General features: G+C 33.9%; 16 protein-coding genes and 1 pseudogene. All 17 read right to left on the bottom strand.

Annotated elements, in window-relative coordinates; all coding sequences use genetic code 11:
• Positions 1 to 183 precede the first annotated feature (183 nt).
• A complete protein-coding gene (locus EDD62_RS02140) occupies positions 184 to 1,092 on the bottom strand; it encodes an RluA family pseudouridine synthase (protein WP_123807357.1) in 909 nt (302 codons plus the stop codon).
• Positions 1,093 to 1,100: 8 nt separating this feature from the next.
• The gene (lspA, locus tag EDD62_RS02135; RefSeq protein ID WP_282957915.1) at positions 1,101 to 1,592 is read right to left on the bottom strand and encodes a signal peptidase II; all 492 of its coding nucleotides are present in this window, start codon (positions 1,590 to 1,592) and stop codon (positions 1,101 to 1,103) included.
• Positions 1,593 to 1,716: 124 nt separating this feature from the next.
• On the bottom strand, positions 1,717 to 4,470 hold the full coding sequence (gene ileS / locus EDD62_RS02130; RefSeq protein ID WP_123807356.1) for an isoleucine--tRNA ligase: 2,754 nt from the start codon (positions 4,468 to 4,470) through the stop codon (positions 1,717 to 1,719).
• A gap of 292 nt (positions 4,471 to 4,762) precedes the next feature.
• Positions 4,763 to 5,293 carry a DivIVA domain-containing protein gene (locus EDD62_RS02125; RefSeq protein ID WP_077140447.1) on the bottom strand — a complete coding sequence of 177 codons (531 nt, stop codon included), beginning with the start codon at positions 5,291 to 5,293 and terminating at the stop codon, positions 4,763 to 4,765.
• Positions 5,294 to 5,539: 246 nt separating this feature from the next.
• On the bottom strand, positions 5,540 to 6,334 hold the full coding sequence (locus EDD62_RS02120; RefSeq protein ID WP_123807355.1) for a YlmH family RNA-binding protein: 795 nt from the start codon (positions 6,332 to 6,334) through the stop codon (positions 5,540 to 5,542).
• Position 6,335: 1 nt separating this feature from the next.
• Entirely contained in the window at positions 6,336 to 6,620 is a 285-nt protein-coding gene (locus EDD62_RS02115; RefSeq protein ID WP_077140449.1) for a YggT family protein, read from the bottom strand.
• A 3-nt stretch (positions 6,621 to 6,623) separates the two neighbouring features.
• Positions 6,624 to 7,307, bottom strand: coding sequence for a cell division protein SepF (locus EDD62_RS09305; protein WP_077140450.1), 684 nt, complete (start codon positions 7,305 to 7,307; stop codon positions 6,624 to 6,626).
• A gap of 11 nt (positions 7,308 to 7,318) precedes the next feature.
• Positions 7,319 to 7,981, bottom strand: coding sequence for a YggS family pyridoxal phosphate-dependent enzyme (locus EDD62_RS02105; protein WP_077140451.1), 663 nt, complete (start codon positions 7,979 to 7,981; stop codon positions 7,319 to 7,321).
• Positions 7,982 to 8,242: 261 nt separating this feature from the next.
• Positions 8,243 to 9,206, bottom strand: a pseudogene (gene ftsZ, locus EDD62_RS02100) (cell division protein FtsZ); the annotation flags it as partial.
• Positions 9,207 to 9,307: 101 nt separating this feature from the next.
• Complete coding sequence (gene ftsA / locus EDD62_RS02095; protein ID WP_123807353.1) at positions 9,308 to 10,783, bottom strand: cell division protein FtsA; 1,476 nt, start codon at positions 10,781 to 10,783, stop codon at positions 9,308 to 9,310.
• Positions 10,784 to 10,886: 103 nt separating this feature from the next.
• Positions 10,887 to 12,086, bottom strand: a complete 1,200-nt coding sequence (locus tag EDD62_RS02090) for a cell division protein FtsQ/DivIB (protein WP_123807352.1) — start codon at positions 12,084 to 12,086, stop codon at positions 10,887 to 10,889.
• Entirely contained in the window at positions 12,086 to 13,471 is a 1,386-nt protein-coding gene (murD, locus tag EDD62_RS02085; protein WP_170152747.1) for a UDP-N-acetylmuramoyl-L-alanine--D-glutamate ligase, read from the bottom strand. The genes EDD62_RS02090 and murD overlap by 1 nt, the downstream gene beginning before the upstream one ends.
• Before the next feature lies 1 nt (position 13,472).
• Positions 13,473 to 14,444 (bottom strand): phospho-N-acetylmuramoyl-pentapeptide-transferase, encoded by a 972-nt coding sequence (gene mraY / locus EDD62_RS02080; protein ID WP_123807350.1) that lies wholly within the window; start codon positions 14,442 to 14,444, stop codon positions 13,473 to 13,475.
• Between the two features lie 13 nt (positions 14,445 to 14,457).
• Complete coding sequence (locus tag EDD62_RS02075; protein ID WP_170152746.1) at positions 14,458 to 16,623, bottom strand: penicillin-binding transpeptidase domain-containing protein; 2,166 nt, start codon at positions 16,621 to 16,623, stop codon at positions 14,458 to 14,460.
• Positions 16,610 to 16,987: a cell division protein FtsL gene (gene ftsL / locus EDD62_RS02070; protein WP_123807348.1), complete on the bottom strand. Its 378-nt coding sequence runs from the start codon at positions 16,985 to 16,987 to the stop codon at positions 16,610 to 16,612. Before ftsL ends, EDD62_RS02075 begins: the two co-directional genes overlap by 14 nt.
• A gap of 14 nt (positions 16,988 to 17,001) precedes the next feature.
• Positions 17,002 to 17,940: a 16S rRNA (cytosine(1402)-N(4))-methyltransferase RsmH gene (gene rsmH / locus EDD62_RS02065; RefSeq protein WP_123807347.1), complete on the bottom strand. Its 939-nt coding sequence runs from the start codon at positions 17,938 to 17,940 to the stop codon at positions 17,002 to 17,004.
• Between the two features lie 25 nt (positions 17,941 to 17,965).
• Positions 17,966 to 18,397 (bottom strand): division/cell wall cluster transcriptional repressor MraZ, encoded by a 432-nt coding sequence (gene mraZ, locus EDD62_RS02060; protein ID WP_077140459.1) that lies wholly within the window; start codon positions 18,395 to 18,397, stop codon positions 17,966 to 17,968.
• Positions 18,398 to 18,533 lie beyond the last annotated feature (136 nt).

The following is an 18,533-nucleotide window of genomic DNA, read 5'->3' as shown; positions in this document are numbered from 1 at the left end:
TACAAAAAAACCACCTCTACTATGCCTAGTAGAGGTGGTTAAAACCCATAAAAAATTACAGTGATATACATATACGTGTCTCGCACTTATGATATCTACTCATTCATCTTTTATGTCTCACAGGACATAGTTAAAGCATGTTCTATTTAATTATATACATCATATCATTGGCATAACATTTCATCAAGTCATTGGACGTAATTTTTTTAATACGGATTCGAATGCATCTGGTAGTGGTGATTCAAATTCCATATATTCATTCTTTGTCGGATGATTAAAACCAATTACTCCTGCATGTAACATTTGTCCACCCGTATCCATCGTCTTCTTCGGACCATACTTTGGATCTCCGACAAGTGGATATCCAATATACTTCATATGAACACGAATTTGATGTGTCCTACCCGTTTCTAATATACATTCAACGAGTGTATAATTTTCATAACGCTTCAAAACATTGAAATGTGTTGTCGCTTCTTTACCATCATCCACAATTGCCATTTCTTGTCGCTCTTTCGGATTACGACCAATAGGCGCTTCAATCGTTCCATTATTGTGTGGTATTACACCATGAACAAGTGCCGTATAGACCCGAGTCACTGATTTGTCTACAAGTTGTTCAACTAATGCTCTATGTGCAATATCATTTTTAGCAACCATCAATAGTCCAGAAGTATCCATATCAATTCGATGAACAATACCAGGTCTTATTTCACCATTAATCCCCGATAAATTTTTCAACTGATACAATAGACCATGAACTAACGTCTTCGTTGGATGGCCTGGTGCAGGATGAACAACCATACCTTTCGGTTTATACACTACAGCCACATCATCATCTTCATAAACAATATTTAAATTTAAATTTTCAGGGGTTAAATCAATTTTTTGCTGTTCTTTTTCAGTGACTACAATATAATCACCGTTACTGACTTGATAATTCGGTTTAATTGGTTTGTCATTCACAGTCACTAAGCCAAGCTTGATCCAATCTTGGATTTGAGACCTTGACCAGTCACTATTTTGCTCTGTCAAATATTTATCAATACGGCCAGATTCTTCTTCGATATGAAATTCAAATTGTTGTTGCATAATATCTCCTACTTTGTTTTCATTTTCTGTTCTTTTTTGTCTGATATAAAATCTTTCATCATATGAATAAACAATAATATTACTCCAATGGTCAACGCACTATCGGCAACATTAAATATGGGAAAATCATATGTTCCAATATAGACATCAATAAAGTCTATAACATGTTGATATAATACACGATCAATAAAGTTTCCAATTGCTCCACCAATAATGAGTGCAATTCCGTATTGCATTAGTCGGCTATGTGCTTCATACATAAACAAATACACGAGTAATCCTAATACAATCACCGTCATAATATAGAAGAAAATCATTTGGCCTTCTAACATACCCCATGCAGCACCTGAGTTTCTATGCGATGTAATGTAAAATAAATCTTCTATTACTTTAATTGAATCACCAAGTTCCATACTCCGTTGGATGAATAATTTCGATAATTGATCGATCAATATAACGCCTAAAATAATCACGATTGCATTAATATACTTTTTCATCAGGTCACCTTTTCAATTAGAAATTAAATATAAATCATTTACTCTGCATATCATTCATTGTACCATATCGAGTACATTAACATTAAAAGAGTTCACCCCAAAAGAGGTGAACTCTTTATTTAGTCTATTATGATTTCGTAACAACGTCGTGACAACGTACACATAAATTAGGATGTGCTTCGTCTTCAACAGTGTCATCTACATAGTTCCAACATCTTTCACATTTAATCCCATCGGCATGCTGAACTTTAACAGCCGCATATTGATATTGTTCAAAAGATTCATCAACTTCTGTAGCGATATCTACTTTTGAAACGATAAATAACTGCTTTAATTGCGTATTTATTTCTTTTAATTTCGTCACAGCATCAAATTGTTTTGTGTTCCCAATTGTGACTTGAGCTTCTAATGATTTACCGATGACTTTATCATTACGACTCTTCTCTAATGCACGCAATACATCATCACGAATCGACAAAATATCATTCCATCGTTTAATAATCGCTAAATCTACTTCTACCTGCTCTGGCATAGATTCCAAATGAATACTCTCTTCTGTTGTATGTGGTGTATGCTCATATACTTCTTCAGCCGTGTGTACTAAAATTGGAGCAAGTAACTTCGTCATACCTGTTAAAATCTCATAGAGTACAGTTTGCATACTACGACGTTTATGATCATTCATCGCTTCAATATACAATATATCTTTACCGTAATCTAAGTAGAAGTTACTTAATTCAACGTTTATAAAGTTTTGAATACGTTGATATACTGGTAGAAATTCATGACGGTTATAATCTTCGATTGATGCATTCATCATTCGATAATAAGATTGAAGCATGAACTGATCAATTTCTTCTAATTGATCGTAATCAATCTTATTCTCATTTGGGTCATAGTCCGCAACATTCCCAAGCATAAATCTAAATGTGTTTCTAATTTTACGGTAGACTTCTGAGTTTTGTTTCAAAATATCTTGAGATACACGGACATCAGATTCATAATCGACACTCATCGCCCAAAGTCGAATAATATCAGCACCCATTTGTTTCATCACTTTGGCTGGGTCGATGACATTACCGACTGATTTACTCATCTTCTTCCCTTCACCATCCATAACAAAGCCATGGCTCAATAACATTTTGTACGGTGATTGATTTGCTACCGCCACACTTGTCGTGATTGATGAGTTAAACCATCCTCTATATTGATCGCTTCCTTCAAAGTATAAATCAGCAGGGAACGATAATTCTTCTCGACGAGCAACAACTGCTTGATGACTAGAGCCAGAATCAAACCATACGTCCATAATATCCATTTCTTTTGTGAAATCCCCATTAGGACTTCCAGGATGTGTATAACCATCAGGCAATAAGTCTTTTGCTTCACGTTCGTACCAAACATTCGTACCATGCTGTTCTACGAGTGATGCAACATGATCGATCAGTTGTTTATCCATTATAATCGATCCATCTTCAGCGTAAAATACTGGAATCGGAACACCCCAAACACGTTGACGTGAAATTACCCAGTCTTGTCGATCACGAACCATGTTATAAATACGTTTATGTCCCCACTCTACTTTAAATTCAGTCTGATCAATTGCATTTAATATATCTTGTCTAATCTTTTGAATTGAAGCAAACCATTGAGGTGTTGCTCTAAAGATGACTGGTTTCTTCGTACGCCAATCATGTGGGTATGAATGCGTAATAAATTTAAGACTTAATAATGCATTTGCTTCGTCTAATCTTTCACCGACAACTTTATTGGCATCTTCATAGAATACACCTTCTAAATCTTCGACTTCATTTGTAAATACACCTTTACTATCAAGTGGACTAATGACTCCAATATCATAACGTTGACCGACAACAAAGTCATCTTCACCATGTCCAGGTGCTGTATGAACACACCCTGTACCAGCATCAGTTGTAACATGATCTCCAAGTATCACAAGTGATGTTCTATCATATAATGGATGTTTACACGTAATATATTCTAATTCTGATCCTTTGAACTCATGAATTCTATCAACCTTATCTTCATCCCATTCTAATGCTTCTAACGTATCATCAAGTAATGCTTCTGCAACGACATACATTGACTCTCCATATGAGAATTGAACATAATTCAGATCCGCATTAACGCTAATCCCTAGGTTCGATGGAATAGTCCATGGTGTAGTCGTCCAAATAATGAAGTTAACTCCTTGATCAACAACGCCTTTCCCATCTTCAACAGGGAATGCAACATAGATAGACGGAGAGCGTTTATCTTGATATTCAATTTCCGCCTCAGCTAACGAACTCTCGCTCGATGGTGACCAATAAATTGGTTTCTTACCTTTATAAATCAAGCCCCGCTCAACCATCTTAGCAAATACTCTCAGTTGTTCAGCTTCATATTCTTTTTTCAACGTAATGTATGGATTGTCAAAGTCACCTTGAATACCAAGACGTTTAAAAACTTCTCTTTGATTATCAATTTGATCCAATGCAAATTCTTCGCATAATTTTCTAAATTCGGCATCTGACATTTCCTTACGTTTGACACCTTTTTTCGTTAATTCTTGCTCAATCGGTAAACCATGTGTATCCCATCCAGGAACAAAGGGTGTGTAATACCCTTGCATTGACTTAATTCTAAGGATGATATCTTTAACCGTTTTATTCAACGCATGTCCCATATGCACTGAACCATTCGCAAAGGGTGGACCATCATGAAGAATGTATGGTGTATTGTCCTTGTTTTTTTCGAGTTGTTTTTGATAGATATTTTGTGATTCCCATTGCGTTTGATAATTCGGCTCCTTATTAATTAAGCCGCCTTTCATTTTAAACCCTGTCTTTGGCATCAATAACGTATCTTTATAATCCATAAATATACCTCCTATATGATTCATATGTTGACTATAGTTCTTTTCACTGAACTTATGATGTTGGCAATAGTAATTTTATAATGACTCAAAAAAACTTCTAATCTAAAGTTAATATTAGGACGATCAAATACCGCGGTACCACCTAACTTAACTTCATATTAGAAGTTCACTTCAAAGTTATATTATTTGCAATAAAGTGATATTTATATTTGTTCATGTGTATGCTCACACCGTATCATACTCGCTCTTTCATGAATTAAAATATAAACGTGTCTTTATCGTTTTAATTTAATTAATTATTTACATTATCATCATTATTGACAATATTGTCAACCTTTGATTGAGCTTCAACGTTAATATCTTTATCATATTCTAATAATTCTTCCCAATCATTCGTCGATAATAAATCTAATTGCGCTTCGATTAATTTTTTATATCTGGCTCTAAATACTTTAGACTGTTTTTTGATTTCCTCTGTTTGCATTGCAATATGTTGAGACTTCATCATTGCATCATTAATCATTGTTTCACTATGCAATCTTGCTTGATTAATAATACGTTCAGATTCTTTTTCAGCAGACCTCTTCGTTTCTTCACCAGCTTTTTGAGCGACCATAATTGCTTCACTAATGGATGTTTCAACACTTTTGAAGTTGTTTAAGTTTTCATTCTTTTCGTCAATGATTTTTTGAAGACTCTCTTTCTCTTTCTCAAGTTCTTCGATATGTTGTTTAATTTCTTTCAAATATTCACGGACTTCCATTTCGTCTATCCCTTTGTAGACGGTTTTAAATGATTTATTAGGGATATCATTTATATTCATTGTTTGACCTTCTTTCTTTGATTACTGATCATTACTATTGATTATTATTTATTACAACGTTATAAAGTAAAATTCAAATTTCAAAACCGGAATCGTAGTAAATAATTACATTTCAATGATGTCTGTTAATACTTTTTCGTAATACAAGTCATTGAATCCAAAGATTAATGATTTGGAAAAAATTAGTGCCATAAAGTATACAAATTCATAATAGTACAAAGTGGAACCTTTGTGTACTATTATGAATTATTTTGACTTTAATACTTTAAATGTTGTTGGAATCTTATCTTTCTTTGTTAATGTCCCGAATTGACTGACGACTGCTCTTCCAAAACCAGAAATACTGATTAAATCATTTTGATCAATTTCTATCGTTTGATCCTGAACGACTACATGATTAACCTTTACTTTACCTGCTTTAATGAAACGTTGTGCTTTATCTCTAGATATATGTTTCAGTTGTTTGACAACAACGTCTAAACGTAAACTTGATAACAATTCAACGACTTCATCATAAGATTCATCTGATTCAATGACTTCTGAAATCGAAATAAATTCAAGTTCAACTGGAGAATTCTTTATTTGAGTCAGCTCGACTTTAAAAAATGCTTTCATTTCAGATTGGATGAATACATCTATAAACTGCTCAGCCACTCTAATATCACCTATATTGAATCTTGAAATACCTAAACTCATTAATGTTCCGAGTACATCTCGATGCATAATCGTCGTAAATTTATATGGAAAATGAATTCTCATCAATTCAATATTTAACATCTGTTCATCCAAGTCATAAAACGTTGGCGCAATGACAACACGTTTCATTTCACAATAACCATACGAATCACTGGGCCCTGCTAATAAATGAAGTTCATCAAATGAATTAACAATGGATTCAATGATGAACATTTCTCTAGGATTAACGAATGCAAGTAAGATCGGCCTTGATTGATGAAAAGCATCCGATGCTTTCGAATAAAAATCATCGACTAACTCATGTTCATTTGTTTTAAAATGTTGTTTAATATTGTACTTGGACATGTTACATAATCACATTTCTCAATATTTCAATTAAAATAAATTGTATAATCATCAGTGTAAAGAATGCACCGAGTATACTAAAGTCTATCCCACCTACTGGCGGTATAATTTTTCTAAATGGTGCTAAAAATGGTTCATATATAAAAGCAAAAGCATCCCCAATTGAACTTTGTTGTAAGCCTGGAATCCAACTCATAAACGCATAGATTATAAGTCCCCATCGGTATATTTTTATTAAAAATAATAAAAACTCTATTGCTGTTACGATTACTCCTTGGTCAAACACACACTACACCTCATTTTCACTTTCTGTTATTTCCCCTTGTACTCCAACATTACTCGGTGTACATAAAAATATATCTTGTCCAACCTTTTGAATATCCCCATCTAATGAATAAACACAACCACTCAGAAAGTCAACAACACGTCTGCGTCCTTCATATTCCATCTTATGCATATTCACTAATATTGCTTGATCTCTCTTTAACTCATCAGCGATATCTTGTGCATCGGTAAATACACGTGGTTCAAATAAGCATACTTGAGATGTTGTATATTGTTTTGTTGTCATATTATTCACCTCTTCTTGGGTATTTTTTTGCTTATTTTGATCATCATTTTTGATACTATGATTTCTATTTTCAGATTCGTTTTGTTTAGATGTAAGACCTTTCTTTTTAGATCCTGTTAATTGATTAAAATTTAAGTTTTTAATTTTTGCTGATTTTTTTTCTTCAGTACGATGTTGAATAGATTGCGTTTGATTCGCAGATGTTTTATGATGTCTTGACGATTCATCATTTATAGCATTATGATTTGGGACAACTTTAGGTTTAGTAAATTGCTGTTTTTTCTCATTATTTTTTCCAGAATGATCATGTGCTTCTTTAAGTGGCTCACCAAACTCATCGACTTCAACCACTTCGTCATATTCAGCAAAGAATAATCCTTTCATCATGTCTTTAATAGCCATCTAGCCCACTCCTATTCTCCAACAAGTGTTGTACCAATGCGTAACATTGTTGCACCATGTTTCAATGCAATATGGTAATCTTGACTCATGCCCATACTTAATTCAGTCATTTGTATTGTATCATATTTGTTATTAATCTCATCTTTTAAGTTTTTTAACGTACTAAATATATGAGTTAATTGTTCATCGTTACTATTGATTGGTGCCATCGTCATTAACCCAACGACATGAATATTCTCCATATCTACTATTCGTTCAATCAGTGTGTCTAGATCATCCATTGGTATACCATGTTTACTCTCTTCTCCTGAAACATTCACTTGAATTAAACAGTCGATTGGCCGTGAAGCACGTTTATTAATTTCTTTAGCCAAGCTTAATCGATCGACAGAATGGATATAATCAACATAATCAATGATTTCTTTAACTTTCCTAGATTGTAATGTCCCGATAAAATGAAATACACAGTCTTTTTTATCAGCTAACAAATTAAATGTCTCATTGAAACCTTCGACTCTATTCTCACCAAAGTGCCTGAGACCAGCGTCATAAGCTTCAATTTTCCGTTCATTTGAAACATATTTAGTAACTGCTATCATATTAATATTTTGTTCAGGTGACTGTTGATCGATTATCGATTGGATATGATTTAAATTTTGTTTTACTGACTTCATTAAATACCCTCCTAAACTATCTATACATAATAAAGGCGTTGCACCGATGCAACGCCTTTATTATATAAATGAATAATCATTAAGATTATCGACGATTACGTCTAGAACTACGAGAGTTTTTTAAGAATGAAGGAACATCTTCATCTTGTTGTTCTACACGCTCATTACGTTCTACTGGAGCGCTTTGACGCTCACTTCTCTCAACACGATCAGTCGGTACTGATTGTGTCGGTTGAACAGAAGAATGTCTTGATGATGAACGTGTTGAAGGCTTATCGTTAAATCCTGTTGCAATAACTGTAACAACAAGTTCATCTTGTAATTCAGGATTAATTACTGTACCGAAGATCATATTTACATCTTCATCCGCAGCGTCTTGTACGATATCTGCAGCTTCTTGCGCTTCAAATAATGATAATGATTCTCCACCTGTAATATTCATTAACACACCTTGAGCACCAACGATTGATGTCTCAAGTAATGGAGATGAAATTGCCTTTTTAGCTGCTTCGATTGCACGGTTTTCACCGCTTGAAACACCAATTCCCATTAGAGCAGAACCTTGATTTGACATAATTGTTTTTACATCTGCGAAGTCTAAATTCACTTCACCAGATACAGCGATTAAATCAGAAATACCTTGTACACCTTGGCGTAATACATTATCTGCTTCTTTGAATGCTTCCATCATCGGTGTAGATTTATCAACAATATCTAATAATCTATCATTAGGAATTACAATTAACGTGTCAACTGCAGCTTTCATCGCTTCTACACCAGCAGCAGCTTGTGTTTGACGCTTACGACCTTCGAATCCAAATGGACGAGTTACGACACCAACTGTTAATGCACCCATTTCTTTAGCAATCTTAGCAACCACTGGTGCTGCACCAGTTCCTGTTCCGCCTCCCATACCAGCAGTAACGAAGACCATATCTGCACCTTGAATCGCATCTTCAATTTGTTCACGAGATTCTTCGGCTGCTTTTTTACCGATTTCAGGGTTTGCTCCCGCACCTAATCCACGTGTTAATTTTTCACCAATTTGGATTTTAGACTCCGCTTTAGATAAGTTTAACGCTTGTCCATCTGTATTAATTGAAATAAAATCAACATTTTGCATACCGTGATCGATCATTCGGTTAACAGCGTTGTTACCACCGCCACCTACACCGATAACTTTAAGTGATGCCATATGATTAAATCCTTGTTCAAATTCTAACATAAATAATTCCTCCTGATTTTCAATAATTTCGATTAGATTGTTGATATTTAAGAGTGAAGTATAGTTGTTTATATAAATATAATCGAATTCACTCGATTACTTTATTCAAAAAGTGACTTCATAAACTTTTGTAACTTAGATTCTTCTTTACGCTCTTCATCATTTTGTTCTACTGTTTCGTTGTTTGAGTGATCATTGTTTTGTCGTGTTTGTTCATTCGAATCAACATTATGTTGAATATCCTCATCACGATGAGTTGAAACAAACTCATCCGAAAATTGCTCATCTTTATCTTGTGGCTGTTCTTCAACAATATCATTTGATTCTTTTTTCTTTGATTTAAAACTATCAAAGAATCCAGATTTTTTGGTCGGTTGTTCCTCATTTGCTGGAACGATTTCTTTACCGTCCTCTAAATCGTTATGATACTCAATTTTAACATATTCTAATAACTCATCAAAGTAAATACTTGAAGAAATTAAAGATATTACACGACTAAATTGTGGCTTTCTAGCACCCATATGGTTAGGAACATGTATTCTTACTTTCTCACTGACAATATCTTGCATTAACTCCTTAATTCCTAGTACGTTAGTCGTACCACCAGTCAATACAAAGCCACCATTAACATGCATAATTTTATGCTTTTGAAGAAGATCCAGTACTTCTAAAAGTATTTCTTCAGTTCGAGCCTCAATGACATCACTTAAGTCTTGCTCAGTAAACTCAACTTCATCTCCATTTGTGTCAGTACTAAAGATAATATCAGTATCGTTTGCATTAGGATAAAATGCATTACCGTGCTGTGATTTGACTCTTTCTGCCTCATCATATGAAAGTTCGAAAGCATGCATTATATCATTCGTTATATTTTGTCCACCTTTATATACTACATCACTCGCTACTAGTACACCGCGCTGGTAATAATTGAGTTCTGTAATATCGCGGCCGATATCTATCACTAATGAACCAAGTTCTTTCTCGGCATCTGTTAAAATATTTTTCAGCGTGATAGCACTTGAATATACATCAAGAACTTCAACATCACATTGATCTACACATTTTAATAAATTAATAAGCAATGATTTTTTTACACCAATGGCTCTCGCCTTCAATTCAACAAACTGTGTTGCGATGATTTCTTTTGGATCATCAACTTCATGAATGTCATCAACATTGAATACAAGTGGTTCAATACCAATAACCTCAACATCATCCATTTCCATCACTTGTTCTGTCACACGATCAAACAACTCTTCAATATCTTCACCTTTTAGTTCTGTTTCCTGTCCATCAAATTGAAGCATTTCATCAACTTCATAACTTTCAGAAAGTGTGTATGGAACTGTAACAAATATTTCTGTAATATTCACTCCAGATGCAATACTTGCTTTTTTTAGTGTATCCTTTATCGCTGTTTTTGCTGATTCGAAATCAACGATAGCCCCTTTTTCGATACTGTCAGTATATGTTTCACCAGTTCCAATGATATTCACACCGTCTTTAAACTTCTCGCCAACAACAACTTTTATACTTGCTGAGCCTATATCTAAGCCAACATAATAATGTTCATTCATTATGTGGCACCTCCTAATGTCATTTAAAAATTTTGATTTACAATCTCTTATCTAGTTTACAATAACTACATACCAATGTGAAATAATAAAGTGATTAATAGTGTCATTCTGCTTCCAATGTTTTACGTAGTTCTTTTGCAAGTTGTTTATATTCATCGTTAATTTCTTGATTAATCTCGACAACGACTTCTGACTTATTTGATTCCTTTATTTCTTCAGATTGCTTCTCATTATGTTCTTCGTATTGACGGAACACACTGCCTACTTCAAAATCAATATAGCCTGTTGATGGATCGTCGATTGTATCAACAATTTCATCATAATAATTCATCTTATGACCAATCGTTTTCAACTCACCGATCACTTCAACTCCATCGTTCATATACAGTTGGATACGTTGGTTAGAATGATTTAATGGTTTATAAATCACTTCTGAAATTCTATCTAATACTGCAGGTTCAATTCTACTTAGTTGACCTGCTAATTGCGTCAGTCTTTGTTGCTTAAACTTTGAAATTAACGGTCCATTAAGTTCAGCATGATTATCCTCATCCATGAGTGGTTTACCATTGCTTAAAATCGGTATATATTTTTTATTAATCGCATTTTTTTCGGATGATTTTTTTGATTTATTGATATCTAATATTAATTCATCTTTTAATACATAGCCAACAATCGAATTTTCTTTAATTTTAATCGAGATTTTGTTCGGAAACTGTTTAGTCACTTGGACCGTTTTAATTTCATCCATCGACTTCAACTTTTGTTCAATATCATTTGAATTAACATCGAAATATTTAACTGTTTTGTTTAGGTTGGTCATATCTAATACTTCAGATTGAGTCACCGTATTATTCCCTTTAATTTCAATCTCTTTAATATCGCTCATTGATGTCAAGAAGAATATCAACAATGCAATCGCTATTAGTCCTATAGCAATTAAACTCGAAATCATTATAAATTTGCGTGATGGGGGAAATTTAATATGAGTATAAGTTGAACTTTGACTAGGGCCATCATCATAGCTAGAGTCATCATCATGATCTTCAACAATATCTTCATCTACACTCTTATTTCTAGAAATATCAATCACATTATTTTCATCACGTATTTCATCATCTATATGATAATCTTCTTTGTTATTATTCTCAACATAGTCTTGTTCAATGTTTTGATCCTGCTCGCCAATATTGACGTTTTCATCTCGTCTTTTTTTGCGTTGCGTTTTTGGAAACTTTATACTCCCAATGATTTTTTGGATGAATTGAATGATATCTTGAATCAATTGTAAAATAAAATTCATTATTCCACCCCATAGTTACTTATAGAATGGTCAATATGTTGAACAATCTTTTTATATTCTTCTCCACGTTGCTCATATGTTTTGTATTGATCCCAACTCGCACTCATTGGTGAGAATAGTATGACATCCGTTAGATTAAATAACTTATCCGTATATAAAAAGTCGATGACTTCTATTAAAGTTTCCGCTTTATAGACCATAACGTGCGGATGATTGTGTTTAATAAAATCAGCCAATCTATTTTTGTTTTCACCATATACGAGTGCGTACTTCACTGCTTCAAAATAATCATTAACTTCATCAAATTGTTGTGAACGTTCAAGACCACCTGCAATTAACGTAATCGTTGACTTTTCGAACGCTTTCAATGCAAACATCGTTGCTGTCGGATTCGTCGCTTTCGAATCATTAATAACTAATGCTTTTATTGATTTCGTATTGACAACTTCTAACCGATGTTCAACTCCACTAAATTTAACTATCGATTGAGAAAGCGACTGTCTATTTAACTTTAACTGCTCACTCACTGCACATACACATAAAGCATTCTCGTAATTATGAGACCCTTTAATCACCATTTGTTCTATCTTAGCGATTTCATGACCGTCTATTTTAATGGATGAATCATCTTTTAGAATAGATTCATTAGGAATCACATTAATATTTAAGTTCTTATTAATTTGCAGTTCATCCTTTAATTTGTCCATAGTATTGGCCACTTGATCACTACATATCATTACGCCTTGTCCATCCATGCGTCGGATTAAATTGAGCTTTGCCAAATGATAATCCTTTATAGAACCATGGTAATCTATATGTGCTTCATATAGATTACTTATGATCGCGATATCTGGTTTGAAATGAATCGTCCCTTGTAATTGGAAACTGGAAAGTTCCATAACCAATATTGAATTTTCACTTGCTTCATATGCAGCTTTTGTCGCTACATGACCAATATTTCCACATGCAATCGCTTTATAAGTTCCATCATGATTAATCATATTTGTAATCCACTGTGTAATCGTCGTCTTACCATTAGTCCCTGTGATGCCGATAATTTTGCATGGAGCGATTTCATACGCAATCTCGACCTCAGTAATGACAGGAATTTGTCGCTTATTTGCTTCTACAATCATTTCATGTGAGTATGGAATTCCTGGATTTTTCACTAAATAATCGATACCTTCAAGCAATTCTAATGGATGGTGCTGATCAATAACTTGAACGCCAAGATTAATGAGTTCTTTTTTATATGGATGATTCGTTAAATCTTGCTGTTCATTTAATACAACGTCATTATTATATTTTTTTAACACTTTAGCTGTTTCATAACCACTGACTCCAAGTCCTAAAATCAAGATTTTTTTATGTTCAAATCGATGCACGTTATAACACCTCGATCCATACACCAAGTATTGCTGTCAATATCCCAACAATCCAAAAGACAATCGCAATTTTCCATTCACTCCAACCCGAAAGTTCAAAGTGATGATGTATTGGTGTCATTTTAAAAATACGCTTCTCTGTCTTCTTAAAATATGCGACTTGCAACATCACAGAAGCCGTTTCAATAACAAACATTAATCCAATAATCAATAATACGACTTCTGCACCGAGTAAAATAGAAACTGATGCGATCATTCCACCTAATGCAAGCGAACCAGTATCTCCCATAAATAACTTTGCTTTATTCTTATTATATATTAAAAAGCCTCCGAGACTTCCAATCACAATTGCACAAAAAATAAACACTTCAAAATTGCTATAAATATGTGCTATCACCATAAAACCTGCGAAAGCAATCATCGATAATCCAGTCGCTAATCCATCAAGTCCATCTGTTAAATTGACTGCGTTACTAAATCCTACGAGCCAAAAGATTACGAATAATACGTAGGCATAACTCAGTGGAATATCGAAATTGAATACAGGAATTGTGATTGCGTTATTGAATTCATGTAACCCTGCAAATTGAGCTAATGCATAAAATATTATTGCAACAATGACTTGTGCTAAAAATTTTTGCTTACTACTTAGACCTTCATTCACTTTTTTTACTACGATTAAATAATCATCTATAAAACCAATTAGTCCAAATGATAATGTGACTAACATTAACAAAAAAATTGTGTTGTAATGAGGTAAAGTAAACAACAAGACGATCAGTAAAAGCATAATCGTTGCCAAAAAGCTTAATCCTCCCATTGTTGGAGTACCTGTTTTGACCATATGACTTTCAGGTCCTTCTGTTCGAATTGATTGTCCAAACTTCATTCTCTTTAACATTGGTATAAGTAATGGTGTAATGATTGCAGTCATTATAAATGCTGCAACACCATATATTAATGCACTTTCCATCGTGATCCTCCTTTTAATGTCGTGGTTTAAGTTTAACTTTTATTTTTGAGGAAGGTTTGATTGATTGGCCAACACTCACTGATTGATCATCTACATAACCTGAACCTTCTATTTCAATATTCAGTTGTGTCATCTCACTAAATTCTATCACATTACGCTTACTTAATCCGGATAAATTTGGCATTGTTAATTCATCACCATATTGAATAAATAATGTATCATTCGCTGCAATCGCTTGATCTTTTTTTATAGATTGTTTTGAAATGTTATCTCCATTTCCGATTTCTATAATGTTTAATTTGTATTCATCAACCTTTGAATGCATTGCTTGCTGTGTCATTCCTACCACATTTGGCATTTTTCCAGACGGTTGTTTCGTGTCATTTTCATCATTCCTAACCGTATTACTTTTCACTTCTCGATACTTTAACGTGTTCAACATTAACGGCTTATATGCTTCAGACACACCGATATTAAACACTTTCTCAGTATCTTTTTGAGCTTGTTTCATACCCATATAGATAATCACTTCAGGATTATCAGAGGGTGCATATCCAATAAAAGATGTTAAATATTGATAGTTCCCTTTAACATATCCACCATTCTCTTCGTCAAGCACTTGTGCTGTCCCCGTTTTACCTGCTAATTTATACTCTTCTAATTTATAAGGATTCTCACCTGCAGCATTACCATTAACAACATCAGTCAGTTCTCTTCTCGTTTTTTCACTTGTTTCTTTAGATATAGGTGACTTTTCAGTTTCAGGTTTTGCTTTAAATAAGACGCTATGTTCATCTTCAATTTTTTTTACGTAATAAGGCTTAAGCATTTCGCCATTGTTTACAATAGAAGTCATTCCTTTTAACATTTGTGCAGGTGTTACCGTTATCGTTTGTCCAAATGCAGTAGTCTTTTTCTGAATTTCTTTTTCCCACGGTACTTGTCCTTTAATTTCACCATTATATAATCCACCTGTCGGCTTACCAAATCCGAATTGATCATAATACATTTTCATTTTATCGGTTCCAACTTCATCTTGGAGCCTCATCATAAGCACATTCGATGAGTGCTGCAGTCCTTCATTATATGTGATTTGACCCCAACCTGTTTGGTTCCAATCATAAATCGTATGATTTCCAATCGTTCTATGACCAGACATATACGTTTTATCTCTTTCATACACACCTTCTTCAATAGCAGCAGCTAGTCCAAACACTTTGAATGTTGATCCTGGTTCAATCTGTTGTTGATACAGTGCGTTAACCCACGATGCACCAAACCCTTCTCTTGTTTTCGGATTAAATGCTGGTCGTTGTGCACCCGCTAAAATTTCACCCGTTTTCGCATCGACTACGTATGCGAATGAGCTTTTCGGTTCATACAGTTTATCTAAATGATCTAGTGCATTTTCTGTATAATATTGAATGTTTTTATCTAATGTCAGTGAAATATCTCCACCTTTTTGAGGTGAGGTAATTCGTGTTGAATCCGGTATCAATGTTCCCCAGATATCTTTATTAAATTCAGTTTTACCGAAATCACCTTGTAAATAACTATTAAATACTTTTTCAGCACCAAGTTGTCCTTCAATTTGCTTCGTTTTACTATTCATTTCTGCAAAACCAACTAAATGAGGTGCAAATAATCCATTAGGATAAAACCTCTTTTTCGTATTCATAAATGTAATACCAGTTAATTTTGATGATTCTAACGCTTTTTTTTGATTAAATGATAGATTTTGACCAGCTTTACCAAATTCAACTTGGAAGTTTCCATTTTCTTGACCTTTTTTTAGTCTATCGTATATATCTTCTTTCTCTACATCTAAAATATCACTTATTTTTTTACTCGCTTTATCTATATCTTGTATATATAAAGGATTACCATCTTTATCTTTATACTGTTTACTCACGATTGCAACAAGACGATAACTTTCCTTATCTTCTGCAATCACATCGCCATCACGATCAAATATTTTCCCACGTTCAGCACTATTTGTCGTTTCTCTAAAATGTTTTTTCTGAGCTTCTCTAACAAGGTCTACACCACTTGCTTTTTGAGTTAACATGAGTTTACTAATATGTATTGTAAGCAACAAAAAAAACAGTCCAAAAAAGCTCACTAATAGGACTGCTCCGACTTTATTCATTAAGTTTCGTTTCGGTTTATTTGGCTTCACCATGTTTCTCCACAACCTTAATATTACTATGATTCACATCAAGTCCCATCGCATTTGCATGTTCTCTAATACGATCATAACTTGATAAGTTATGAATTTCTGTAACTAATTCATCATTCGTCTCATGCTGAATCGAGGATTCATATTGTACACTTTGAATATCTTGTTGAAGTGCGTAACTATCTTGTTTTAACGATAGCATAGCAATTGCGACCATGACAAGTACGAAGACCATCGCGCTATAAATTATTTTTTCAATACGAGTTAATCCAATGGCAACTTGTTTTTTGACTGTTTTTCTTGACGTTTTCGGACGTACTTTACCGGATGGATTTTGATAAACTTCTTCGTAATTTAAAGCCACGATATCCCTTCTTTCTATTTAATAATTTCAATAATTCTTAATTTAGCACTTCGCGCTCTACGGTTTTGATCTAATTCTTCTTGTGATGCGGTCATCGGCTTTTTGTTTATCTTTCTTGCTTTCGGTTCGAATTCCTCTGGTATAACAGGTAACCCTCTCGGTAAATCTTGAGTCACTTCTGTATACTCTTTATTTATTTGTTTACAGATCCTATCTTCTAAAGAATGGAATGTAATGACACTTAACCTTCCACCTGGTTTAACGAGTTGAATCGCATCAATGTATGATGATTCAAATACCGAAAGTTCATCATTCACTGCTATTCTAATCGCTTGAAATACTCTTTTAGCAGGATGTCCACCAGTTCTTCTAAACTTCTCAGGAATACACGATTTGATGATGTCAACGAGTTCCCCTGTCGTTTCTATAGGTTGTTCATTTCTAACTTCTTCGATTTTACGGGCAATCTTTTTTGAAAACTTCTCTTCCCCGTACCGGAAGAATATCGAAACAAGTTCTTCATATGTATAGTGATTGACCACATCATATGCTGAGAAATTCTGTGATTGATCCATTCTCATATCTAACTTTGCATCTTGATGGAAACTAAATCCACGTTCCTTCTCATCTAGTTGCGGACTTGACACACCTAAGTCATAAATGACTCCATCTACTTGTTCAATACCTAAGCGGTTCAATTCATCTTTTATATTTTTGAAATTCGATTTTATAAAAGTCACTTTATGCAATTGATCTTTCAACTTTTCTTTAGCATGATCTAACGCAATCTGATCTTGATCAAATGCATATAAATGACCATCATCACTCAATTGTGATAAGAGATATTCACTATGTCCGGCACCACCCAATGTACAGTCAACGTATATACCATCAGCTTTAACATTTAGTCCATCGACAGTTTCTTTTAACAGTACCGTTGTATGGTCGAACATATTGAACAACTCCCTTCATTATTTTTTATAAGTCAAAATCAATTAAATCTTCAGCTAAGCTTTCAAAGTTATCCTCTGTATCATCATAGAAAGAATTCCATACTGAACGGTCCCAAACTTCAATACGGTTGGAAACACCAATGACAGTACATTCTTTTGTTAAACTTGCATATTCTCTTAAATTTTGAGGGATATTGATTCTCCCTTGTTTGTCTATTTCTACTTCAGTAGCACCTGAGAAGAATAATCTCATGAATGCTCTAGCGTCTTTTTTTGTCATTGGTAGGTTTTTAAGTTTCATCTCTATGTCATGCCACTCTTCCATCGAATAACCAAATAAACACTTGTCCAGACCGCGTGTGATGACGAATTTAGACTTCAAGTCATCTCTAAATTTAGCGGGAACAATCATGCGTCCTTTAGTATCCAATTGGTGTTGGAATTCACCCATGAACATAGTTTTCACCTACCCTATTTATAATTTACCACATCTCCCCACTTTTAACCACCAATAACCAAAAATAACTTAAAAAAGCTTAGCTTAATATAAAAAAAGCCCTTGAACAAAAATTGTTCAAGGGCTTTAAAGTCTT

Origin of the sequence: Abyssicoccus albus (assembly GCF_003815035.1) — a bacterium.
GTDB classification, from domain to species: Bacteria; Bacillota; Bacilli; order Staphylococcales; family Abyssicoccaceae; genus Abyssicoccus; species Abyssicoccus albus.
Note: the sequence above shows the minus strand (reverse complement) of the source record. Positions and strands in the feature narration are given on the sequence as shown.